The following is a 22,667-nucleotide window of genomic DNA, read 5'->3' on the forward strand; positions in this document are numbered from 1 at the left end:
CTCATGAACGACTGCCTGATCAGGCGCCCTGGGCCCGTCAGTGTCAGGTATCTACACCAACAGGCGAGCTCACTTCAGTCCATGCTGGCGAAATGCGCCTGCATCCTGCCAGCATCAGCAGCATTGCCGCTGATCAGCTCGAATGCCTTGACCGCCTGGAACACCGCCATCTTGCCACCGTCCAGGGTCCGGCAACCGAGTGCTCGAGCGTGGCGCAGGAGTGGCGTATCAAGCGGGAAGTAGATGATCTCGGCGACCCATAGCCGTGCATGCAGCAATCCGACGGGCACGGGTGTGCCCGGTAGCTTGGCCATACCCACCGGCGTTGTATTGACTAGGCCATCGGCGTCAGCCAGGGTGGCGGCCAGGTCAATGCCAAGGCTGGTTCGGCCTGCACCGAAGCGCTCGTTGAGGTTGTCGACCAGAGCTTGCCCGCGGGCGAAATCTATGTCGAACAGCGCCAACTGTTCGACACCTTCGGTCAGCAGCGCATGGGCGACGGCAGACCCGGCGCCACCGGCGCCCATCTGCACCACACGCCGTTTTTGGACGTCAGCCAGGCCGTGTCTGAACCCCTCGGCGAAGCCCAGGCAATCGGTGTTGTGGCCCATCCGCTTGCCGTCCTTGAAGACCACCGTGTTGACCGCGCCGATGCTACGCGCCTCATCGGACAGTTCATCGAGCAACGGCACGACCGCTTGCTTGAACGGGAAGGTGATGTTGAGTCCGGTAAAACCGGTGCGCTGAGCAGCATCGAGCAGATCGGGCAGGGCGCTGTCTTTGAGTCCTAACTCATCGGCATCGATCAGCCGGTACAAGTAACGCAACGATTGCGCGTCGCCCTCACACTCATGTAGAGCAGGGGTGCGCGATGCCTGGATGCCGCGGCCAATCAGGCCAACCAGAATGCTTTGCTCGCTCATGCTGCTCGCTCGACACACATGTGCCCAAAGTGTGCCAGCGCCATGCGATAACCTGCGCTGCCCAGACCGCATATCACCCCGACTGCAATCGATGAAACGAATGAGTTATGCCGGAACGGCTCGCGCTTGTGCACATTGGACAAGTGCACTTCGATCACCGGTAGCTCGCTGGCCACCAGTGCATCACGAATGGCCACCGACGTATGGGTCCACGCGCCTGGGTTGATCACAATACCGGCGCAACGGCTGCGGGCAGCGTGGATCCATTCGATCAATTCGCCTTCGTGGTTGGTCTGGCGGAATTCGATGTCCAGGCCCAGATCGCGAGCGCTGGCGCCGCAGCTGTCAGCGAGGTCGCTAAACGTTTCGCGACCGTACTGGTCCGGCTCGCGGGTGCCAAGCAGATTGAGATTGGGGCCGTTGAGCACGAGGATGCGGGGCGTCATTGGCAGATCACTGTGTTGTTATTGGGAGCTCCGATGTTTGTACTATCTGGTTAATTCGTCAATCGATGTACGTGATTGCACGTTGAATATGTGCGATTACCGAACCACGAAGTTCGGCTGCCTGGCAGCGCGAAACTTGAATGCGCTGTGTTGGGGCCTGTCTTACAGGTCCACGCGTAGCTTTGTTGCTACAGCCGTGTTCGCGCCGTCTAGCTATCGCCATGCCCGACCATGGGGCGTCTCGTTGCCCCGACCCCAGGGGCTGCAAGCATGACGAGAGGACACCCAGGAAGCGGAAAGGACTACCAAGCCGTGCCATCCAGAGCGCTTCAGAAACTGGCCTTGACCTGCAATCCGACTACCAGCGCATTATCAATATCAGCGCCGGTAAATGCCCCAGGCTCGATGATGTACTGCAGATCCGGTCGCAGATTGAGCCAGGGTGTGACCTGATATCCATAGCTCAGCTCGATCAACTGCTCGGCACTGTCGATGGTCGGGAACTCCTGATCATTGCGCGCAGCTGCATCCTCCAGCACAGCTCGACTACGGGGGTTCGGTACGGCGCGGCCGTAGCCCAGCGACAAGGTATCCCGCGGGCGCCCTGCAAACGGCTGATACAGCACAACACCCGTGCCATACCATTTTGTAAACGGCGATGCAGCCTTGCTCGATGCCGAGTACTGACCAAAGGCATGCAAACTGCGGCCTGCCACGCCCGGGTCATTCCATACCGCCTGATCGATCAGCAGGTAGTGCCCACCACGGCCGGCCACTTCGTCATTGCGGCCAATGCGCTTGACGTTTGAGCTGTCGTAGTAATAACCCACTTTGTACTCACCCGGTAGCTCGCCCAGCAGCCTGTACACCAGCTCCACCGGCACCACCGTGCCTGTGGTGTGCTTGGGGCCAAGCTTCCAGGCACGGCTGGAGTTGCCGTTGCTCTCGGGGTCGACATTGAACGCCGCCACGCGCACTTGCCAGGCTGGCGACAGGTCGTATTTGACCCGTGCACCGAGCCGCGCGTTGGGGTAATTGGTCCAGCCACTGCCGCCGGACATGTTCAGCGGATGCCCGCAAAAGCCGGCATTCATGAAGTTGCACAGGATCCCGCTGTCGAGGCCGCCAAGGTCGTTGCCCATGGCCATGTAGCCGAGCTTGATATTCAGCGCCGGGGTAAAGTTGCGCTCATAGCTGAGCTCGGTGAGGCGGGTGTACAGGCCACCGAAGTTTTCCTGGATCGGCAGGCGGTTGCCTACCAGTTCTTCCGAAGCGCTGTGCCCGCGGCGGTCGTTGATGCTCAGTTGGACCTTGCCGGCGTTGTCCAGTCCGTACAAGCGGGACAAGTCGAACTGCACGCCAAGCTTGATGTTCTGCGAATAGCGCGCCGAGCGGTGCAGACCGCCATCGGTGTTGTAGGCGGTTTCGCCGCTGTAGTCAGCGCTGAACTTGACGCCGTTGTCTTCTAATTGATGGCGCAGGCCGCCCCAGTCGCCAGTGAAGGTGCTGCGGCGCAGCAGATCGGCTTCGGCCATGGCACCGTTGCTGGCCAGGACCAGAAGCAGGCCGGCGGTGATGGGAGCAGGGGACAAACGGAACACGAAGGACATTGCGCAGCTTTCCTGGAAATCGCAAGGTGATGATGAACGGCGCCGCTAAATGCATGAGGCCGCCACTGCAACGTGTGTGCAGAAGCGGCCTCGTGCTGTACGGGAGAGGCGCCAGTTATGGCAAGGCGTAGGCGATTACATAATCGCCACGGTCAGTCGACTGGCGGGCACCGCCTGCGGTGACGACCACGTACTGCTTGCCAGTCTTGGGCGACACGTAAGTCATCGGGCCACCCTGGCTGCCGACGGGCAAGCGAGCCTTCCAGACTTCTTCACCGTTGCCACTGTTGAAGGCGCGCAGGTAAAAGTCCTGGGTACCGGCAATGAACACCAAGCCGCCTTGGGTCGACAGGGTGCCGCCCAGCGTTGGCAGGCCGATCTTGATCGGCAGGTGCATGCGGATGCCAAGCGGACCCGTGTCTTCAACGGTGCCGACCGGCACTTGCCAGGCGACCTGGCGGGTCTTCATGTCAATTGCGGTCAGGGTGCCGAACGGTGGCGCCTGACACGGGATTCCGGCAATCGACAGGAAGCGGTTCTTGTTCACTGCGTACGGCGTACCTTTGAGCGGTACCGCCCCCATCCCGGTGTTCAGTGCTTCGCCACCACTGGCAGCTTCAGCCTGATTCTGCGACGGAATCATCTGACTCCACAGCCCCAGGCGCATGTCGTTGACGAAGATGAAACCATGCACCGGGTCGGTGGAGATGCTGCCCCAGTTCATGCCGCCCAGCGAGCCCGGGAAGCTCAGCGATACGTCGGTGCCAGGTGCGGTGTAAAGGCCGTCATAGCGCATCTTCTTGAAGTCGATGCGGCACAATAGTTGGTCGTATGGCGTAGCGCCCCACATGTCCGATTCGGTCAGGGTTTGAGCACCGATCTGCGGCATACCGACCGACTTGGGCTGAGTGGGTGAGTACGGCTCGTTGGGGATGTTGCTTGGCTTGACCGGCACCTCGTCGACCTGGGTCAGCGGTTTGCCGGTAGCACGGTCGAGCACGTAGATCTGCCCGGCCTTGGTACCGATTACCACCGCAGGGACGGTCCGGCCGTCGTCCTTGGTGAAGTCGATCAGGCTCGGCTGCATCGGCAGGTCGAAGTCCCACAGGTCGTTGTGGACGGTCTGGTAAACCCACTTCTCGTCACCGGTAGTGGCGTCCAAGGCCAATACCGAGGCGCCGTAAGTGTGGTCGAGCTTGCTGCGTTCAACACCGTAGATGTCGGTGGACGATGAGCCCATCGGCAGAAACACGGTGTTCATCGCAGGGTCATAGGACATCGGCGCCCAGCTGTTCGGCGTACTGCGCACGTAGGTGCTGCCGTCGGCGGGGGCATTGCGGTCCTCAGGGTTGCCTGGGTCGAAGGCCCAGCGCATTTGCCCAGTGATGACGTCAAAGCCACGGATCACGCCACCTGGCATGTCGGTCTGTACGTTGTCTGCAACACGGCCGCCAACAACCACGGTGGTGCCGGCCATCAGCGGTGCCGAGGACAGCTGGTAGAAGGAGTCCGGTACATCGCCCAGGCCAGCCTTCAGGTTGACCTGACCATTGGTGCCAAAGCCCTGGCAGAACTGGCCAGTGTCAGCGTCGACTGCAATCAGGCGACCGTCGATGGTATTGGTCAGCAGGCGGCGCTGGCAGTTGGCGCCAGGCGCTAGCGCAGCTGCAACGACGGGTGAGCTGTTCGGCTGGGTGGGCTGGGCCAGTGGCGCAGTGGCGTCGAAGTAGGCCATGCCGCGGCAGCGCTGCCAGACTTTCGATTGGGCGTTGATGGTGTTTTTCCACAGCTCATTGCCGGTGTCGGCATCGAGTGCAATCAGATTGTTGTGCGGCGTGCAGATGAATACTTTGTTGCCGACCTGGAGCGGGGTCAGCTGGTCTTCGGCACCGTTGCCATCACTGATAGCGACATCGCCGGTGTGGTAGGTCCAGGCGACCTGCAGCTTGTCGACGTTACCGCGGTTGATCTGATCAAGGGCGGCAAAGCGGCTGCCCCCTTCGGTATTGCCGTAGTGAGCCCAGTCTTTTTGCGCATGCGCAGGTGCGACTGCGGTCACCCCCGGGCCTATTCCGGTCGGGGCCACGCTTGGGTGGGCGACGAACATGTTGCCGGCCGCGACCACAACCGCTACCGCCATCACACCAGCGACAGCGTAGGCACCGCGTCCAGTACCGGTACCGTTGGCGCGCTTGAGCAGCGGGTACACCAGCGCGACGACGGTACCGATCACGGCAAACATGAACAGGCGCGAGAACAATGGCCAGAACACCAGCCCGGTATCAATCACGGCCCACAGTGCGGTGCCGAGCAGGAACGCGGCATACAGCCAGGCCCCAGCGACCTTGCTGCGGGCGATAAGGATGCCGGCGATCGCCATGGCCAAACCGCCGATCAGGAAGTACCAAGAGCCGCCCAGACTGGCCAGCTTGGTGCCGCCAGCAGCCAGCAGTAGGCCAAGCAGGGCGATGACCGCGCCAAAGCCAACCAGAATGATTTTCGAGGCGCCAGATGCGCGCGGTGAGTCGTTCATGCCAAGGATCTCGCGATGGAATGCGCAAAGCATAAGCCCTTAGCAAGCTAATTAACAAGTTAGTACATTTATCTCCGAGATAGCGTATTGCAACGCCAACACTGCCAAGATGCGACGAAATTATCGAAATGTGTAGGTAATTTTCTCTAACATGCCGAGTTTAATGACGTGAAAATTTCGTCAAAAACATCGATTTGTCACGGCTGTGTGTAGGTTGAGCTTTCAGGCATCAGACCTGGCAGCCGCCTGGTCTCATCAATCTGACCTTTCTGACGGACATTGGCTGGCCACAGTGGACCCCAGTGATCGACGAAAATGACCACCTGAGTTACCGGCGCATCAGCGATTTATGCTCACCGTCGATTTATGCGCTGTTGTTTCTCTGCCTGTGCCACGTCTACCTTGGGCAGTAATAGGTCCTTGACGGGTAGCCAGCCCAACGTGAGCGTTTGATGTCGGCGTTACGGCGTTTATAGTAATCGGCCGCCGTGAGGTCAATTACGAGCAAAATGCTGCATTTGATCACTCAGCGCCTGCTCCAGGAGGCCAAGCGCAATTTGGCTACACCGGTATGACGGTACAGGCGTTCTCCGACCCGATGAGCCTTTGCGTGCTGGTGTACGTTCACGGCGTGTTCTAACCCGGCACGGGGTAGTGGCCCAAGGCCTTCTGGAGTGACCGATGAGCATCGACAAACGCATCAAGTTTCGTCACCTGCAGTGCTTCCTGGAGGTGGCACGCCTAGGCAGCCTGGCGCGTGCAGCCGATCGGCTAGCGATCAGCCAGCCTGCCGTCTCCAAGACGCTCAAGGAGCTAGAGGATGCGCTGACCGCACAGTTGTTCGAGCGTGGTAAGGAAGGCGCCACGCTGACTGAGGCCGGGGTGGTCTTCCTGCGTTATGCCGGGCCCAGCGTGCAGACACTGCGCGAAGGGGTGGAGAGCCTACGCGGCGGAGACTTCCAACCCAGCAACGTGCGCCTTGGCGTGCTGTCCACGGTCGAGGGCGAGTTTCTGCCGGAGGTGGTGCGCCGTCTGCACAGGCGCCATTGCTCGCTGGTGATCAGCGTGGTTACCGGGCCCAGCGCGCCTCTTCTGTCGCAATTGCGCGTGGGCGAGCTGGACTTGGTTGTCGGGCGCATGACTGATAGTCCGCAGATCCAAGGACTGACCTTCGAGCATCTCTACAACGAGCCCCTGACCCTGGTGGTACGAGCCGGCCATCCACTGCTCGAGAGGGCTTTCGATACGGTCGCGCTGGAGGACTATCCAATGGTCCTTCCGACAGTTGGCACTACTATCCGCAAACGCATCGAAAGCCTGCTCGTCGAGCACGGTCTGCGTTTGCCAAATCGACGACTGGAAACCCTGTCATTAAGCCTGAGCCGGCGTTATGTCGATACCAGCGAAGCGGTTTGGGTGGCGCCGACCGATGCCGTGCGCAGCCCCCTGGCCAAAGGGGAGTTGGTGGAACTGGCGCCGCAGCTGCAAGAGGGGGGTGGCTCGGTGGGCATCTGCAGCAACGCCGCCTTACCACTGTCCCTCGGCGCACGCTGGTGCCAGGAAGTGTTGCGCGAGCTAGGCCAGGAGTATCGCGTGCACGCGTATCCATAACCTGTTGGTTATGGATACGCGGCGCCTTTTCAGTTTTCAGATCCGGCAGGCTCGCGGAAACTGCGGCGCACATGCCTGATAGTTTCCAGGCTCCTATAACGCCAACAACAGGAGACCGCCATGTCCGAACTGGACACCGGCCGTTTCGTCATACGAGACCGCAACTGGCACCCCAAAGCCCTTACGCCCGATTATAAAACGTCGATCACCCGCTCGCCGCGACAGGCGTTGGTGAGCATTGCGCAGTCTATTTCGGAGACCACAGGGCCGGACTTTTCGCACCTGAAGATGGGCGATCATGACAACGACCTGCTGCTCAACTTCAACACCGGCAGCCTGCCGATCGGCGAGCGCATCATCGTCTCCGGCCGGGTCATGGACCAATACGGCAAGCCGATCCCGCATACCTTGGTGGAGATGTGGCAGGCCAATGCTGGTGGCCGCTATCGACACAAGAACGACCGCTACTTGGCACCGATCGACCCTAACTTTGGGGGTGTCGGCCGCACGCTGACAGATAGCGCAGGCAACTACATGTTTCGTACCGTCAAGCCCGGCCCGTACCCGTGGCGTAACGGACCCAATGACTGGCGGCCAGCGCATATCCATTTCTCCATCAGTGGCCCGTCGATCTCCGCTAAATTGATCACCCAGCTGTATTTCGAAGGCGACCCCTTGATTGCGATGTGCCCCATCGTCAAGTCGATCGCAAACCCGCTAGCGGTACAGAGCCTGATAGCCAAGCTCGACATGGGCATGGCCAACCCCATGGATTGCCTGGCCTACCGTTTCGACATCGTGTTGCGCGGCCAGCGCAAGACGCACTTCGAAGATCGCTAAGGACTCACGCACATGCCTATTGAACTGCTGCCCGAAACCCCTTCGCAGACCGCCGGACCTTACGTTCATATTGGACTGGCTCTGGAAGCCGCCGGTGTTGCCCCACGTCCGCAGGAAATCTGGAATCAACTGGCCAAGCCAGATGCCCCTGGCGAGCACATTCTGCTGTTCGGCCATGTCTATGATGGCAATGGCCATTTAGTGCGCGATTCCTTCCTTGAAATCTGGCAGGCCAACCATGAAGGGGTCTACGACACCCGCTTTGACTTGGAGAAGTCGTTCAACAGCTTCGGCCGTACCGCCACGACCTTCGATGCGGGCGAGTGGACGTTGCAGACGGTGAAGCCGGGTGTCGTGAAAAACGCCGCTGGAGTGCCGATGGCACCGCACATCAACGTGTTGCTTTTCGCCCGGGGTATCAATATCCACCTGCATACGCGTATCTACTTCGATGATGAAGTCCAGGCCAATCAGGACGATCCGGTACTCAACTTGATCGAGCAGCCACAGCGTCGCCAGACGTTGATCGCCAAACGCTGTGAGGTGAACGGCAATCTGGCCTACCGTTTCGATATGCGGATCCAAGGCGAGGGGGAAACCGTTTTTTTTGACTGCTGAGCGTACCCATTTGGCGCTGGCTCTGTTGCCGAGCCGTCGCCAGGAGCGTAGTCAGGGCTTGGCGCGCTGGCTGTCGAACGGGCCTGAGCTGCCCTTGCGGCCTCTCAGCTCGAAAGAAGGTCCGCGCAGCGGTCCTGATTTTGCCGGTGGGCCCCTGAGGCAGACGCTGTGCACCAGATAACTTTCCCGATTTTTGGAGTACCCGCTTGAGCAGCCCAAGCAATCTACTTTTCGACTTGTATTTCACCCGGCCGGCCATGCGTGCGATCTTCTGCGACAGTGGACGACTGCAGGGTATGCTGGATTTCGAGGCCGCGTTGGCACGTGCCGAGGCGAGCACCGGTTTGATTCCCGCTGAGGTGCTATCGCCGATCGTCGCCGCCTGCAACGCCGACCTCTACGATCCGGCGGAGCTGGCACATGCAATCGTCAGCGCTGGCAACTCGGCGATTCCACTGGTCAAGGCGCTGGGCAAGCGCGTCGCCGCCCTAAGCCCAGACGCAGAACGCTACGTACACTATGGCGCCACCAGCCAGGACGTCATGGACAGTGGCTTGGTGCTACAGCTGCGCGCCGCTGTCGAGGTGCTCGAAAGCGATCTCGCCGATCTGGCCAACGCCTTGGCAACGCAGGCCGAGCGTCATACCGATACCCCAATGATCGGGCGCACTTGGTTGCAGCAGGCCACGCCGGTAACCTTGGGCATGAAACTGGCAGGCATGCTCGGTGTAGTGACTCGCCACCGCCAGCGCCTTGAGCAGCTAAAGCCACGTCTACTGGTGCTCCAGTTCGGGGGTGCTTCCGGCACCCTGGCAGCATTGGGCGAGCAGGCTTGGCCAGTCAGCGAGGCCTTGGCCCGCGAGTTGGGGCTGAATTTGCCTGAACAACCTTGGCATACGCATCGCGATCGCCTGGTCGAGTTCGCGAGCCTGCTCGGCTTGATCGCCGGCAGCCTGGGCAAGCTGGGCCGGGACTTGAGTTTGATGATGCAGACCGAGGTCGGTGAAGTTTTCGAACCTTCCGCGCCGGGCAAGGGTGGCTCTTCGACCATGCCGCACAAACGCAACCCGGTCAGCGCCGCCGTGCTGATCGGCGTCGCCGTACGCGCGCCAGGGCTGGTCTCCACCATGCTCGCGGCCATGCCGCAGGAGCACGAACGCAGTCTGGGCTTATGGCATGCAGAATGGGAAACCCTTCCGGAGCTGTGTTGCATGATTTCCGGCGCACTGCAGCAGGCGTTGCTGGTGGTATCTGGGATGGAGGTGGATGCCGAGCGCATGCGCAGCAATATCGAACTGACACAAGGTCTGGTACTGGCCGAGGCGGTGAGCATTTCTCTGGCGCAGCGCATCGGACGGGATGCCGCCCACCACTTGATCGAACAGTGTTGCCGCGAGGCGGTGGAGGAGGGGACTCACCTTCGCGCAGTGCTGTCGGCCAACACCGAAGTCAGCGCACAGCTCTGTGCCACTGAGCTTGATCGCCTGCTCGACCCGGCCCAATACCTCGGTCAAGCGCGCCGATGGGTCCAATGTGCTGTCGCTGAACATTCGAACGTTTCGCGTGAGGAGCTTTAGATGCCTACCCTACAACTTGCCGATGGCGACCTCAACTATCAACTCGAAGGACCGCCTGGTGCGCCCGTATTGGTGCTGTCCAACTCGCTGGGCACCGACCTGCACATGTGGAATGCGCAAATGGTGGCTTTCACCGAGCACTTTCAAGTACTTCGTTACGATACCCGAGGCCATGGGCGGTCGCTGGTCAGCGAGGGCCCCTACAGCATCGAACAACTTGGGGGCGACGTGCTGACGTTGCTCAACGGACTTGATATTCAGCGGGCAAGCTTCTGCGGCCTGTCCATGGGTGGGCTGATTGGCCAGTGGCTGGCGATCCATGCCCCTGAGCGTATCGAGCGCCTGGTGCTTTGCAACACGGCTGCAAAAATCGGCAATGCGCAGGTGTGGAATTCGCGCATCGAAGTCGTGCTGGCCGGTGGCGTTCAGGCCATGCGCGATCTGCGCGATGCCTCGATCTCACGGTGGTTCACCGCCGACTTCGCCAAGGCCGAGCCCGCCAAGGTCGAGCCCATTGTCGACATGTTGGCCCAGACTTCACCGCAAGGCTACGCCGCCAGTTGTGCTGCGGTGCGCGACGCCGACTATCGCGAGCAGCTCGGTGCTATCGGTGTGCCGACACTGATCATCTGCGCCAGCAGCGATCCGGTGACTAACATCGAGCACGGCCGCCTGATGCAGGCGCGCATTGTCGGTGCCGAGCTGGTCGAACTCCACGCCGCGCACCTTTCCAACGTGCAGGCCAGTGATGCCTTCAGCCAGCACGTGCTGGCCTTCCTGACCGCCTAAGCGCGCGAGGACCATCCGATGGACGAGAAACAACGGTACGAAGCTGGTATGCAGGTACGCCGCGCTGTGCTGGGTGAAGCCCATGTTGATCACAGTCTCAAGCACCTGACGCCGTTCAACCAGGAGTTTCAGGAAATGATTACCCGCCATGCCTGGGGCGATATCTGGACTCGCCCGGGCCTGTCGCGCCACACACGCAGCCTCATCACTATTGCGATGCTCATCGGCATGAACCGCGAAGGTGAACTGAAGCTGCATTTGCGCGCGGCCAGGAACAACGGCGTAACTCGAGAGGAAATCAAGGAGGTGCTGATGCAGAGCGCCATCTACTGCGGCATCCCGGCTGCCAACGCCACCTTCCACCTGGCCGAATCGGTGTGGGACGAGCTTGGCGTGGAATCCCTCGATTCTGCCAGATGAATGCCTCGAGTCGCCAGGGTTGAAAGACGCGCCATCAATCGCCGAGCGGGCAGTTACGGTTGCAACGCGGCGCAGCCCTACGTACTAACTTTTTCGAACGGTCGAAGCGGGCTGTAGTTATCGGCGTTCAAGTAGGGGGGCTTGGTCAAGCATGGCTACCCTACCGAACACGCGTGCATGTAAGCTTGGATGCCCCGCACACATGAGTGCTAACAGGAGGTTCGATATGAGCAAGGTAGCTAAACCGTTTTACTTCGTCGCCATACCCCTGATTGCCGTGGGTACGGCATTTGCAGCCGTTGGCGCCTCAGGGCAGGCCGCTTTCGGGTATACCGCAGTCGGCTTGCTGACGCCTGGGCTGGCATTGCTCATAGCTGGGTATCGCAAGCGGGCCTGAGGCGCGTACTTGCCTAACTGATGGATGAGTGCAACTGCAAAATCTGACCCGTCAAACCACCTGAGGCAATAAAGGCGCGTCCCTCGATCCGCCGCGCAGCCCAGCTAACCTTGTGGCCAACTCATACTTTCGAAAGGGTTTGTTGAGCCGAGGCAGCGCCGGATCAATGCCTTCACGTTCTGCGTAGCCGGAGATGATCAGAATCGCAATGTCAGGTCTGCTAATGCGAACCGCTCTAGCCAGCTCGGTCCCACTGATGCCGGGCATGAGATGATCGGTGACAAGCAGGTCGAACGGCTGTTTAGTGTGCATCAATTCCAATGCCTGCTCACCGGACGCAGCCTCGACCACGCAGTATCCCAGCTCAGCGAGCATGTACGCCGTACTTGCCCGCACCAGTTCTTCGTCGTCCACCAGCAGCACGGTGCCGCGCACCAGCGGTGACTCCTGGAGTGGGTCGATGCGCAGTGCCTCATTGGGTTCGGTTGTGCTGCGAGGCAGCCAAAGCTCTACATTCGTACCTAGCCCTGGAGCGCTATGAAGGGTGAGCGCACCGTTAAGTTGCGAGGCCAAGCCATGCACCATGGATAAGCCCAGCCCGGTGCCTTTGCCGATACCTTTGGTTGAAAAGAATGGCTCCACCGCGTGGGCGAGGGTGGTCGCATCCATGCCAATCCCCGTATCAGCAACTGACAGGCACAGGTACTCGCCTGCCGGAAGTTTCGAGCGGTGGTCAATGTCGACCATTTCCGTGCTGGCGGAAATGCGCATCGTGCCGCCGTCAAGCATCGCGTCACGCGCATTCACCGAAAGATTGAGCATGGCCATCTCAAGTTGATTGAGATCCGCGATGGCCGCTGGCAGATTTGCCGGAACATCGACCACGACCTTGATTTGAGGCCCAATGGTGCTGGCCACAAGGTCGGCCATGCCGTTCAATAACTTTGCCACGTCCACCGAACTCGTCTGAAGGGGTTGTCGACGTGCGAAGGCAAGCAGCCGCTGGACAAGCGTCGTGGCACGTTCTGCCGACTGCATCGCACCAGCGATCAGCCGTTGCTCGCGTTCGCCGCCCACGCCCCGGCGCTGGAGCATGTCCAGGGTGCCGACGATAGGGGTGAGGAGGTTGTTGAAGTCGTGAGCGACGCCGCCGGTAAGTTGCCCCATCGCTTCCATCTTCTGGCTTTGACGCAATGCTTTTTGTACTTCTTCACGCTCTGCAATGGCTCTGGCGATCCGCTCTTCGAGGGAGGCGTTGAGCTCTTTGAGCGCGTTTTCGGCGACCTTGCGAGCAGTGATGTCTATCGCTGTCCCGGTCACGCGCAAGCACCGGCCGGCGTGGTCGAAGACGCCACGGCCTTTGGCCGCCACCCAGCGTACGATGCCGTCATCGCGGCCGACGGTTCGATAGTCCACGTCGTAGAGTGCACGGCGCAGCGGATCGATCGCTGCCGCGAATGCGTCGATCGTTGCCTCGTAGTCGTCAGGGTGTATGCCTGCATAGAAATCTTGGAGGGTGACCGGCGCGTCAGCTGACATCCCGAACATCGCCTTGGTCTGCGAAGGCCATACCAGCGTGTCATTGATAAAATCCACGTCCCAGAAGCCTACGTCAGCATGGTCAACTGCCAGACGCAGCCTCTGCTCACTGGAACGAACCGCGCAGTCCGAACGGGAGCGGTGCACGACCAGCCCCACGGTCTGGGTCACGAAATCGATGATTTCCATATCGGCGGGCAGTGGTTCCCGGCGCTCAGCGTGGTACAGGACGAATAGGCCAAGCACTTCGCCCTGGGCTGAACGGATCGATGTCGACCAGCAGGGGTGCAGCCCATGTTCGAAGGTCAAATCGCCAAGGGTGGCCCACCTAGAGCGTATGCTGATGTCCAATGCCGCCAGGGTGCTCGAGGCATCCAGCTCCAAGTCGATGGGGGCGCCCGCAAGGGCTTCACGGTAGACGCCAGGCAGGCTGGGGCTTGCACAGTGGTGCACATGGCTTACCCGCTCATCAAAGAGCAGAATGCTCCCAACGAAACCTGAAACCGATAGCCCCTCCACCTCGCGAACGATCGCCTCCAGCGTGGTGCTCAGAGGGGTCGATGTAACCGCCAGTGCCAGGATTCGGTTTTGCGCCGCTGCAAGTGCCGCCCCACGGTTACGCGCTTGGGTCAGACGCGCATTTTCGATGGCAATCGTTGCCAGCCGCGCCAGGTTCTCCAACCTGTTGATCGTATCGAGATCATGGTCTTTTGCCTCGGACCAATATGCGCCCAACGCAGCCACCGGCAAAGGCCGCCCGATGGGCACCATCACAAGGCTGCGGACGAAAGTCGAGGAGTACGCCTGGCTGGGTATGCGTGAGTCGAGCCGAATGTCAGCGATGACAACCGTTTCTTGATGCTGCATGGCCCACCCTGAAACACAGGTGTCGGCTGGAAAATCCTGCCCTTGCCATAGGGCAGATGCCGAATCCTCGGCTACGTAGAGGCACTTGCCGTGATTTTCGAGGATGACTGTAATACCTTCAGCTCCTACCGCCGCGCGTGCATTGTCTCGCAACACGGCAACGACTTCTTCCACGGATTCGGCCCTGGCCAGGCGCTCGCTGGCATTGAGCACGTGGTTGAGGCGGTCATCGCTGGCCGGGTGCTTGGAATCATTGCGCAAACGAATCTCCCAACGGCCACAGCGTCTTGATCTGTAGTCTGGTCAGTGCGAAAAAGAAGGGGAGTGCGTTACCGGCGTTTACTGGCGGACGCGTAGAACCGGGAGTCTCTCAGAAAAACCCACCTCTAGCACTAACAAGGTGGGGAATTCGTCCTGTTTGATCATGTTGGCGACATCACGCCAGCTGCATGCACAAAGCAGAGTTTGTTCCCTTCAATATCCCGGCAATAAGCACCGTAGTAATCCGAGGCATACTGCGGCCTCAACCCAGGTGCGCCCTCATCTTGAGCACCCATCGCCAAGGCTGTACGCCATGCCGCCTGCACCTGATCCTGCGAAGCGGCGGCAAAACTTATTTGCACGCCGTTTCCCCATGTCGCCGGCAGTCCGTTGAACGGCAGTTGCACGTAGAACTGAGGCCACTCCCTGTCCGGCCTTTGCCATCCAGCACCCTGCGGGCCGCCATCGTGGTTGTCGGGCATGCGGACAAGCCCCAGGGTGGCAAGTACGGCATCGTAGAACCTGATCATGGCCGGCAGGTCGCGAGCACCTAGCTGAATGTGGCTGAACATCTACGCTCCATAAGATCCGTTGATCGACAGCAGTAACACACAGCTCATCTGAGAAAGGCAATGCCATCGCTCACCCAGTCAGATGTCACGCCCAGGGTAGCTGGGTTCAGAAAGCTTAAGGCTCACTGGCGATGAGGGGTTAGGCCCAGCAGCGCCTAGATGACCCTCACTCGGCAAAAGCCGCAACAATCGCATCCACTACAACCCTCACCCGTGCCGTGTGTGCCAGGTCCCGATGCAACACGAGCCAGGCTTCATAGGGCGTGGCCCGCTGTCGATCAGGCCAGACGCGCACCAAACTGGCATCGCGCTGGGCCATGTATTCCGGCAGCTCACCCAGGGCCAGCCCGGCGCGCACGAAGGTCGCCAACATGAGGCTCGAGTCCAGCTCCGCGACTACCCGGCCGCCGGACCTGGGCTCTCCCGCCAGTGTATCGTCCTGCCGGGCGGTTACACCTTGTTGGTAAAAGGCGATGTCATTGCCTACCAAGGCGCTGCCAGGTTCTGGCTTTCCACGCAGGTCAAGGTACCGCTGTGCCGCATACAGCCCCACAGGCCAGTGAGCCAGCCGGCGCACGATCAGGTCAGGTTGCTCCGGCCGTACGGTGCGCACGGCCACGTCGGCCTCCCTGCGCCCCAAGTCCAGTAGACGAGTGGTGGTGGTCAGAATTACCCGCACCTGCGGATGAGTGACCCGCAGTTGCTCGATCGCAGGTATGACGAAATCCACGGCCAGCGCATCGGTGGTGGTGAGGCGCACCTCACCCGATGGATGAGGATCGTTGCCCTCACCCTGGCGCTCGAAGGAGACGGCCATCCGCTCCATCTCTTCAGCCTTCTGTACGAGCTGTTGCCCGGTGGTAGTCAACGCCAGGCCACCGGTGCTGCGAAGAAACAATCGGCTGCCCAGCGTCTGCTCAAGCCCCGCCAGACGCCGACCGACTGTGGTCTGGTCGATGCCCAACGCCGTGGCTGCGGCCCGCAGGGTGCCGGCACGGTGCACCGCGAGGAAAATACGTACGTCATCCCAATTCATCGTTGCACGCTTCCTGAAGATGCAAATATGCAGCCCTGGACTGCGATTACGTGCATTTTCGCATTGATACACGCTGCATAACATAGCGGGCTTGAATCACCGTCCGAATCACGCAGCCGGCTTAAGCCGGGTATCAGGAGCACCATGCCTCGCTTATCTTTCATCCTGACAGTCTCCATGCTGAGCGCCTTCGGCCTCGTCGCCTCGGATATCTACCTACCCGCGATGCCGGGCATGGCCACTGAATTTGGCGTTGCCAGTTGGCAAATGCCGCAAACCGTCTCGTTCTATTTGCTGGCACTGGCTTTTGCGCAGTTGGTTTATGGCCCACTGTCTGACCGACGTGGACGCAAGCCCGTGCTGCTGGCCGGTGGCGTTCTCTATCTGCTGGGCTCCATGGGCTGCGCGCTGTCCAGCAGCTACATGGGCTTTATAGCGTGGCGTATGGTAGAAGCGCTGGGAGCGGCGGCGGGGCTGGTGATTGGTCGCGCGTTGATTGCCGATACCTGCGACAAGCGCACTTCGGCGAAAGTCTACGCCGTGGTTTACCCCCTTGTGTCACTGTCGCCGGCCTTGGCCCCTGCAATCGGCGGGCACTTGGCCGTGGCGTTCGGCTGGCGAGCCGACTTTCTGTTCGTTGCCGCATTCGGGGCGCTAGCACTGCTTCTGGCACTGTTTGTATTGCCTGAAACGCTACCGGTCGCGACGCGTACCAGGACGGGACCCTTCGCCGGCTTCGGCCGCGTACTGGGTGACCGCAACTTTTGCCGCTACACAGTAGTGGTGTGTTCAATCTACTGCGCCTGGTTCGTTTATTTGACGCAGTCGCCATTTCTTTTCGTACAAGCAGGCTTGAGCGAGGCGCAAAGCGGGTGGCTGTACGTGCCGCTTACTTTGGGCATCATCGGAGCTAACCGGTTGACCCGGCGGTTGCTTGACCGCTTGCCTTACGACCGTATTGTCGCGATAGGCATTACCTGCTTCGTAGTGGGCGCCATGGGGTTCCTTCTGGCTTATACCATGGGGTGGCGCAGCGTGACGGCCGTGGTGCTGCCGATGTGCCTGGTCAGCCTGGCCAACGGCTCGTCGTTGTCGCTGGCGATTTCGGGGGCTATCGCCAGCGAACATGGGCATGCGGCCACTGCATCGGGGATGGTGGGGTTTTGCCAGATTGGCAGCGCAGCCGTTGTGGCAATGGGTGTGAGTGCGGTATCAGGCACAGGGTTTGGTGTACTCGCCGGGGCGGTGGCGGTGTTGAGCTGTGTGGCATTGTCTGCGTGCAACCCTTTGGCCTATCGCAAGCAACCGGCGCAGCGAGGGTAGCGCGCTCGGGTTGGCCTGCACGCTTAATGCTGGCTCAGCGCTTCGCCCAGTTGCGCGTCGTCAAGCAAGGCCTTGGCCATCGCGCAGAGGTAGTGGGAAGCCCAGATCAAGTGCTGCTTGTCTTCCATCAAGCCGTCAAGGGTCATGTCCCGAGCGTAACCCATTAGCTCCGAGGCCTGCTCGCGGGCCATCTCACAGGGTATACCGGGCTCGATACGGAAGAGAGGGCTTGTTTGGTCGGTGCCCTGATAGAAGGTGGTTTGGCCAACGGTAAACGTGGTTTCTTCTCCGGACATCTTCGTTCTCCTCAAAAGGGTGCAGTGCTTGCACGAGCCACATCGCTGGCGAACCAACACCCAGCGGGGTGAACGGACGGTTCGCCATGCGAGCGCACTTTTCAACAGTTACGGGTCAATGGCAGATTGGATGCTTCGGTCGCATCTGGACATGCGTTACCGCTGACTCGAGCAGAGCCTTCAGCGTCTCGAGTTCATGCAGAGAGGTCAGCATCAGCACCGAAGCGGGCGACCTGAAACCCAGTGACATGGCCTGTTGCACCACGGCGGCCGCGCACGTGGCGTATTCGGTGGCCTGGACCAAAATGTCTTCAAGGGAGCCACTGTGAAGAGGGGGATCGGGGACGATCTTGAGCATGGTTCAACTCCAACGTGGAAGGAGGAACTACCACATTCAGGCCGTCAAGCAATGAGGGTGGTAGCTGTACGCGGGTTGACGGACCGAGACGTTGGCACTCGGCGCACCACAGGGTGCCCGCACGTACAGCCACCATAAAGTGTGCACATGAGGCAGCGTTCTCGGTCCGTCAAAACCGGTCGCTGAATTGGCAGCGACCCGGCGAGACTAGAATCCACACCGTTCATGTGCAACAACAAATGGGCGCAGGGAGTATCTTTGGGAAATGGCCTACAGGGAAGGGCTTAAATCTGATTTTTTCGCAATGCGATTGCTGCACTGTCACCCCTTGGCGTCTTCGATGATTGAACACACGGACCTAGCTCATCCACCTTTGGCCAATACCTTGGTACGTTCGCCTATGGGCAACATGGATATCGAACCCACGCGTCAGTACCTGAAATCACTCATCACGCCAGACCAGGGCCGGTCATGACTTATCGCACGTGCACGCCTTCACTCCTTATCTTTTTTTGTGCAGCCTCGCTTACTGCCTGCGTGCCGTGGAAGCGGGAGCGCGCAGCGTACGCGGATGTCTGCGAAACGAAGCATGAACTTCAGGTTGCAGGCCTGCCAGACGGCGGACCCATCCACCTCGAAACCTACCTCTATGATTACTCCGCGCGCTGGCGCGACGAACCATTCGAGCAGGTGCTGCATGTACAGTACCCAGGGGAAAAATACCCGCGACCGGAATTCTATGTACAACTGATCGCTTACAACGAGGGGCGTCAGCGGCCTGCGTCCGGTTCCGCACGCGGGGCCGCGCCGATACCCATCCTCTATGACAGCCGGCAGGCGTTCATCACCCTCAATGACGGTTCGCGATTGAATGCCAGACCCGAGCTTTATCTGGGTGGCCCGGTATATGACTATCCGACATTCGCGCCGCAGCAGGCGCGACCTTCGCCGTATGACATCAACGCAGACGAAGTGCACAGCAAAATTCCGAAGATCACCAACAACAAGCATTACGGGTCCGTTTATGTGATTTTCCCGACGGACACGTTTGACGCCGAGTCCAAGTGGACCATTCACCTGGGCAATCTGCAGGTGCAGGGTCAGGACGTCGCCATCCCACCGTTGCAACTGTGCTATCAACCGGTCAAGACGTGGATCGGGATCGAGCCGCTGATGCGCCCCTGAGTGAGCGCGGGCCGGAGGTAATGTGATCTCTCTGTTTGAGGCAGCGTTGTGCCGCTATGGGCTGGCGCCCCTGCACAACCGCAGGGGATTGATCTTGTGCGAGCGCGTGCGCAGCCCATCCAAGGCTGCCTGGCAGCCCCGGATGTAGCAGTCACTATGGCGGGCAGGGGGGTCTACCCCCGCCGCTCCTCAGAAGCGAACCGTGATCCCGGCATTGACCGAATGGAACCGGGAATCAGAGCCAAACTGCCCTTGATACGACAGCCCTACATCGGTCTGACGGTTCAGCTGCACCTTCGCCCCCACTTCAGTGAGTGCCACGTTTCGCGTCTGGGCAATCCCTTGCACCTCGAAGTTCGGTCCGCCTGCAAACGCCTGCTCATTGCGTGGGTCCAGGTCGCCGTAGGCTCGGCGCCAGCCCAGGGAGCCGAACAGTTGGGTATCGTGATTGGCCACGCGTGTGTGGGTCGAGGCCCGCATGCCGACCGTGGAGAACCAGGTGTCCTGTTTCTCGCTCGACACGTTCAGGGCCGCTGCGCCGCCCTTTTCGCGGAAACGGTCGGCGTCGTAGTTCACGTAGGACACCCCTACGAACGGCTCCAACGCCACCGCGCCCAGGCCGATGCGGTAGGCCGCTTCGCCACTGGCTTGCAGCGTGTTGGCGTCGCGCTTGCCCTTGAGATGGTCGCTGTAACCGGCAAACGCAACGTTGCGGCTGCTGTCGAGCTTGTGCCAGGTGTAGCCCACATCTGCACTCAGGCGCAGCGCGTCGATCTGGGCGCCGGTGTACAGGCCCAGGTGATAGTTGTCGCTGTGACCCTTGGCATCGCGGTCATCGGCATCGAACTTGGAGCGGCTATAACCGCCGTACACGCCGGCACGCCAATCCTGGGTGATGCTGCCGTCTGCGCCGATCAGCACACCGCCGGTGCGTTGGTGCAAGCCGCTGGCGCCGTTGTTGCCATCGAGCTTCGACCAGTTGCCGAACACTTGTGCCCATGCGCCGCCTTGCGCCTCTGGGGTGGCCGGCATCAGGTTCGATGCCCCTGTCGGCATGCGCACGGTGTTGTTGTCCAACAGACCGCGAACGCGGGTGCCGAGCACCCCAGACACGACCTGACTGTTGGCAATCAGCGCGGTGCCCGTGCTGCTGTGGTAATCACCGGACAGCTGATCGATGGCATTGCGGGCACTGGCTGCATCCAGTACCAGCAAGTTGTTGTAAAGCCGCAGGGGGTCGCCGCTTTGTTGCAATCCACTCAGGGCACCCGCCGTATTCCACTGGTTCTGTGTGAGCGCCACGGTCTGGAAGATGCCCGGGGTGCCTGTCGTTGGCGGTTGAACAGGTGGCTCGACCGGCGGCTGTACCGGGGGTTCCACGGGTGGCTCGACCGGGGGCTGCACCGGGGGCTCGACGGGCGGTTCTACAGGCGGCTGCACCGGGGGTTGGACAGGTGGCTCGACCGGCGGCTGCACGGGCGGCTGCACGGGCGGCTCGACCGGGGGCTCTACAGGTGGCTGTACCGGCGGTTCCACGGGAGGCTCCACAGGCGGCTCCACAGGTGGTTCGACAGGCGGTGTAGTGCCTTTCTGCGCAATGGTCAGGTTCAGTTCATTGGCGGTGCGCTGCAGGCTGACATTGAGAAATGCCGAGTTGGTGAACGCCTGCGCATACGCGGTACCTGCTGCTGCGCCCTCCACCACGCCGCCCTGGGCGGCCAGCAGGGTGTAGGTCTGGCCGGTCTGATAGCTTTGCGCATCGTTGAGGGTGGTCACGTCTACACGCGTACCGCGCAGGGTTGCGCTGCCGCTGACGTTAACCCGGTCGGCGCCGCCATTGCCTGCAATGTCGGCGGCGTACCTGGAGCCTTCGGCCATGTCCAGGTCGCCCTTGATGTTCAAGGTGCCGAGTGCCGCTTCACCTGGCGACAGCGTACCGCCCGAGGCTACCTGCGTGCTCCCGACCTGTCCGTTACCGGCCAGCACGCCACCTGCCAGTACTTGGGCACGGTTGCTGTAGTTGCCAGAAGCGTCGGTATGCCCGACGGTACCGTTGACCACCAAGGTGCCGTTGCCCACACTCAGCAATGACGTGCCTCGTGGGTTGGTCTGGTCTACATCGCCGTCGAGTACCAGCCGCCCGCCACGCACTACCGTGCTGCCGGAAAGGCCCGTCAGGTCGCCGCCCAAGGTGGTGTCGCCACTGAACGCGTACACACGGCCCGCGCCACTGATGCGGTTGTTCACTTGCAGGTTGCTGTCGGTATGGTTGAACGCCAGCGCACCGCTGCCGGCGCCGAAGCGAATGGCGGTTTGCGGATCGAGACGGCCCGCCGCCTGGGCAGAACCGGCGCTGATGGCATCGATGTCGGTACGCGCATCGTCCCGCACGACGGCACCACCGATGCTTAGCGTGCCACGGGCGGCGGAGTTGATGCTGGTCAGCTCGCTGATGTCGATGCCGTCGGCGCTGCTCAGCTCGGCGCCGTTGGACAGGGTCAGGATGGTGCTGGATGTCGTGGTGCCCAGCGTCATGGCGCGCGTGGCCAGACGGGTGCCTTCACCGGAGACATTGACCTGGGTGTTACGGCTGACGTTGGCCGAGCCCAGCGCCATGGAGTCGCTGGTCAATACGGCGCCGTCGCTCAGGCTCAGGTCGTTGCGGTTTCTGAAGGTGCCGGTGTTGTCCCAGCGGGTGCCAGCGCCCGACAGTTCGCTGATCGAGTTGATGGCCACGCGCTCACTGACCAGTTGCCCACCATCCTTGAGGTTGATGCGCGAGTCGTACAGGAACACGCCACCGGACGTGACGTTGACGGTGTCTACTTTCGAGCCCTGGCCGCTGACCAGCAGGTTGGCCCGCGACAGGGCGTTGCCGGCATTGCCATTGTCACTCAATTGCAGGTCCCGCACCGACACCTGCCCACCGCCAAGCACGTTGAGAGTACCTTGCCCGGCGCCACCAATCACGATGGTGTTACCCAGCACCGCGCTGGTGCGTGGCACGTTCCAGCGCGTACCAGGGCCCTGCACGATGACCGTGGCCATCGCCGTGCTGGCCGCGTCGTTGGTAGACGACCCACCGATTCGGCCGCCGAAGCTGGTGACCTGGGCGCCATTGTTGAGCGTAAGCGTGGACGGCGTGCCGTTGCTGGGGCGCAGCACCACAGCGCCGTCAATGCCTCGGTCGCTGCTGAAGGTGTCCTGACCGCTGTCGAGCACATAGTCGGCCGCGTACGCGCCGGGTGCCATGGCGAGCGTTATCGCGAAGGTGAGGGGGGATAACTTGAACAAAGGGTTCATAACGACTCCGGAGACTCCATGAGATGCCACCTGCGTGGCCACCGAGCCCGAAGGGCTTGGTGTTCCTGTATACGGCGGTTAACAGGGGGAGTATCAGGAGCGACCCAAGACGGTGAAATAGTACGAGTGTGCTAGTGGGGCGCCCACTGTGACGCACTGCACA

Annotated in this window: 19 protein-coding genes; 9 read left to right on the top strand and 10 right to left on the bottom strand. The window is 60.9% G+C overall.

Annotated elements, in window-relative coordinates:
* Positions 1-74: 74 nt before the first annotated feature.
* The 4 genes from PFU01S_RS04040 to PFU01S_RS04055 form a co-directional block, all read right to left on the bottom strand.
* A complete protein-coding gene (locus PFU01S_RS04040) occupies positions 75-923 on the bottom strand; it encodes a shikimate dehydrogenase (RefSeq protein ID WP_028686418.1) in 849 nt (282 codons plus the stop codon).
* Positions 920-1,369, bottom strand: coding sequence for a type II 3-dehydroquinate dehydratase (gene aroQ, locus PFU01S_RS04045; protein ID WP_028686417.1), 450 nt, complete (start codon positions 1,367-1,369; stop codon positions 920-922). Before aroQ ends, PFU01S_RS04040 begins: the two co-directional genes overlap by 4 nt.
* A 329-nt stretch (positions 1,370-1,698) precedes the next feature.
* Entirely contained in the window at positions 1,699-2,979 is a 1,281-nt protein-coding gene (locus PFU01S_RS04050; protein WP_042139108.1) for a carbohydrate porin, read from the bottom strand.
* A gap of 115 nt (positions 2,980-3,094) precedes the next feature.
* Entirely contained in the window at positions 3,095-5,512 is a 2,418-nt protein-coding gene (locus PFU01S_RS04055; protein ID WP_028686415.1) for a glucose/quinate/shikimate family membrane-bound PQQ-dependent dehydrogenase, read from the bottom strand.
* A 681-nt stretch (positions 5,513-6,193) separates the two neighbouring features.
* Between PFU01S_RS04055 and pcaQ the strand changes: the two genes are divergently transcribed.
* The 7 genes from pcaQ to PFU01S_RS22345 all read left to right on the top strand — a co-directional run bounded on the left by pcaQ (position 6,194) and on the right by PFU01S_RS22345 (position 11,764).
* The gene (pcaQ, locus tag PFU01S_RS04060) at positions 6,194-7,123 is read left to right on the top strand and encodes a pca operon transcription factor PcaQ (protein WP_027916065.1); all 930 of its coding nucleotides are present in this window, start codon (positions 6,194-6,196) and stop codon (positions 7,121-7,123) included.
* 120 nt (positions 7,124-7,243) lie between these two features.
* The gene (gene pcaH, locus PFU01S_RS04065) at positions 7,244-7,963 is read left to right on the top strand and encodes a protocatechuate 3,4-dioxygenase subunit beta (protein ID WP_027916064.1); all 720 of its coding nucleotides are present in this window, start codon (positions 7,244-7,246) and stop codon (positions 7,961-7,963) included.
* A 12-nt stretch (positions 7,964-7,975) separates the two neighbouring features.
* On the top strand, positions 7,976-8,581 hold the full coding sequence (pcaG, locus tag PFU01S_RS04070) for a protocatechuate 3,4-dioxygenase subunit alpha (RefSeq protein WP_027916063.1): 606 nt from the start codon (positions 7,976-7,978) through the stop codon (positions 8,579-8,581).
* 206 nt (positions 8,582-8,787) lie between these two features.
* On the top strand, positions 8,788-10,158 hold the full coding sequence (locus PFU01S_RS04075; RefSeq protein ID WP_028686414.1) for a 3-carboxy-cis,cis-muconate cycloisomerase: 1,371 nt from the start codon (positions 8,788-8,790) through the stop codon (positions 10,156-10,158).
* Complete coding sequence (pcaD, locus tag PFU01S_RS04080) at positions 10,159-10,947, top strand: 3-oxoadipate enol-lactonase (protein ID WP_028686413.1); 789 nt, start codon at positions 10,159-10,161, stop codon at positions 10,945-10,947. It begins immediately after the preceding gene.
* Between the two features lie 18 nt (positions 10,948-10,965).
* Positions 10,966-11,367: a 4-carboxymuconolactone decarboxylase gene (pcaC, locus tag PFU01S_RS04085; RefSeq protein ID WP_027916060.1), complete on the top strand. Its 402-nt coding sequence runs from the start codon at positions 10,966-10,968 to the stop codon at positions 11,365-11,367.
* Positions 11,368-11,593: 226 nt separating this feature from the next.
* Positions 11,594-11,764, top strand: a complete 171-nt coding sequence (locus tag PFU01S_RS22345; protein ID WP_166741483.1) for a hypothetical protein — start codon at positions 11,594-11,596, stop codon at positions 11,762-11,764.
* Positions 11,765-11,815: 51 nt separating this feature from the next.
* On the opposite strand, the gene PFU01S_RS04090 is transcribed toward PFU01S_RS22345, so the two are convergent.
* From PFU01S_RS04090 to PFU01S_RS04100, 3 genes are all read right to left on the bottom strand, one after another.
* Positions 11,816-14,431, bottom strand: a complete 2,616-nt coding sequence (locus tag PFU01S_RS04090; RefSeq protein ID WP_033736508.1) for a GAF domain-containing hybrid sensor histidine kinase/response regulator — start codon at positions 14,429-14,431, stop codon at positions 11,816-11,818.
* A gap of 161 nt (positions 14,432-14,592) precedes the next feature.
* Positions 14,593-15,003: a VOC family protein gene (locus PFU01S_RS04095; RefSeq protein WP_027916059.1), complete on the bottom strand. Its 411-nt coding sequence runs from the start codon at positions 15,001-15,003 to the stop codon at positions 14,593-14,595.
* A 166-nt stretch (positions 15,004-15,169) separates the two neighbouring features.
* The gene (locus tag PFU01S_RS04100; RefSeq protein WP_028686412.1) at positions 15,170-16,039 is read right to left on the bottom strand and encodes a LysR family transcriptional regulator; all 870 of its coding nucleotides are present in this window, start codon (positions 16,037-16,039) and stop codon (positions 15,170-15,172) included.
* A 144-nt stretch (positions 16,040-16,183) separates the two neighbouring features.
* On the opposite strand from PFU01S_RS04100, the gene PFU01S_RS04105 reads away from it, so the two are divergent.
* The gene (locus PFU01S_RS04105; RefSeq protein WP_028686411.1) at positions 16,184-17,362 is read left to right on the top strand and encodes a multidrug effflux MFS transporter; all 1,179 of its coding nucleotides are present in this window, start codon (positions 16,184-16,186) and stop codon (positions 17,360-17,362) included.
* A 23-nt stretch (positions 17,363-17,385) separates the two neighbouring features.
* Here the strand turns inward: PFU01S_RS04105 and PFU01S_RS04110 are convergent, their stop codons facing one another.
* On the bottom strand, positions 17,386-17,658 hold the full coding sequence (locus tag PFU01S_RS04110) for a DUF3077 domain-containing protein (RefSeq protein ID WP_028686410.1): 273 nt from the start codon (positions 17,656-17,658) through the stop codon (positions 17,386-17,388).
* 115 nt (positions 17,659-17,773) lie between these two features.
* Positions 17,774-18,016 (bottom strand): hypothetical protein, encoded by a 243-nt coding sequence (locus PFU01S_RS04115; RefSeq protein ID WP_027916055.1) that lies wholly within the window; start codon positions 18,014-18,016, stop codon positions 17,774-17,776.
* A gap of 471 nt (positions 18,017-18,487) precedes the next feature.
* Here PFU01S_RS04115 and PFU01S_RS04120 point away from each other — a divergent pair, with 471 nt between their 5' ends.
* Positions 18,488-19,201, top strand: coding sequence for a hypothetical protein (locus tag PFU01S_RS04120; protein ID WP_028686409.1), 714 nt, complete (start codon positions 18,488-18,490; stop codon positions 19,199-19,201).
* A gap of 189 nt (positions 19,202-19,390) precedes the next feature.
* Here the strand turns inward: PFU01S_RS04120 and PFU01S_RS04125 are convergent, their stop codons facing one another.
* Entirely contained in the window at positions 19,391-22,423 is a 3,033-nt protein-coding gene (locus PFU01S_RS04125) for an autotransporter domain-containing protein (RefSeq protein ID WP_028686408.1), read from the bottom strand.
* Between the last annotated feature and the right edge of the window lie 244 nt (positions 22,424-22,667).

The sequence above is a fragment of the Pseudomonas fulva NBRC 16637 = DSM 17717 genome (assembly GCF_000730565.1).
GTDB lineage: Bacteria > Pseudomonadota > Gammaproteobacteria > Pseudomonadales > Pseudomonadaceae > Aquipseudomonas > Aquipseudomonas fulva.

What these genes read in the sequence shown, in the direction of transcription:
- PFU01S_RS04040 (WP_028686418.1), bottom strand. Translation starts at nt 923, where the DNA reads ATGAGCGAGCAAAGCATTCTGGTTGGCCTGATTGGCCGCGGCATCCAG.
- aroQ (WP_028686417.1), bottom strand. Translation starts at nt 1,369, where the DNA reads ATGACGCCCCGCATCCTCGTGCTCAACGGCCCCAATCTCAATCTGCTT.
- PFU01S_RS04050 (WP_042139108.1), bottom strand. Translation starts at nt 2,979, where the DNA reads ATGTCCTTCGTGTTCCGTTTGTCCCCTGCTCCCATCACCGCCGGCCTG.
- PFU01S_RS04055 (WP_028686415.1), bottom strand. Translation starts at nt 5,512, where the DNA reads ATGAACGACTCACCGCGCGCATCTGGCGCCTCGAAAATCATTCTGGTT.
- pcaQ (WP_027916065.1), top strand. Translation starts at nt 6,194, where the DNA reads ATGAGCATCGACAAACGCATCAAGTTTCGTCACCTGCAGTGCTTCCTG.
- pcaH (WP_027916064.1), top strand. Translation starts at nt 7,244, where the DNA reads ATGTCCGAACTGGACACCGGCCGTTTCGTCATACGAGACCGCAACTGG.
- pcaG (WP_027916063.1), top strand. Translation starts at nt 7,976, where the DNA reads ATGCCTATTGAACTGCTGCCCGAAACCCCTTCGCAGACCGCCGGACCT.
- pcaD (WP_028686413.1), top strand. Translation starts at nt 10,159, where the DNA reads ATGCCTACCCTACAACTTGCCGATGGCGACCTCAACTATCAACTCGAA.
- pcaC (WP_027916060.1), top strand. Translation starts at nt 10,966, where the DNA reads ATGGACGAGAAACAACGGTACGAAGCTGGTATGCAGGTACGCCGCGCT.
- PFU01S_RS22345 (WP_166741483.1), top strand. Translation starts at nt 11,594, where the DNA reads ATGAGCAAGGTAGCTAAACCGTTTTACTTCGTCGCCATACCCCTGATT.
- PFU01S_RS04095 (WP_027916059.1), bottom strand. Translation starts at nt 15,003, where the DNA reads ATGTTCAGCCACATTCAGCTAGGTGCTCGCGACCTGCCGGCCATGATC.
- PFU01S_RS04100 (WP_028686412.1), bottom strand. Translation starts at nt 16,039, where the DNA reads ATGAATTGGGATGACGTACGTATTTTCCTCGCGGTGCACCGTGCCGGC.
- PFU01S_RS04105 (WP_028686411.1), top strand. Translation starts at nt 16,184, where the DNA reads ATGCCTCGCTTATCTTTCATCCTGACAGTCTCCATGCTGAGCGCCTTC.
- PFU01S_RS04110 (WP_028686410.1), bottom strand. Translation starts at nt 17,658, where the DNA reads ATGTCCGGAGAAGAAACCACGTTTACCGTTGGCCAAACCACCTTCTAT.
- PFU01S_RS04115 (WP_027916055.1), bottom strand. Translation starts at nt 18,016, where the DNA reads ATGCTCAAGATCGTCCCCGATCCCCCTCTTCACAGTGGCTCCCTTGAA.
- PFU01S_RS04120 (WP_028686409.1), top strand. Translation starts at nt 18,488, where the DNA reads ATGACTTATCGCACGTGCACGCCTTCACTCCTTATCTTTTTTTGTGCA.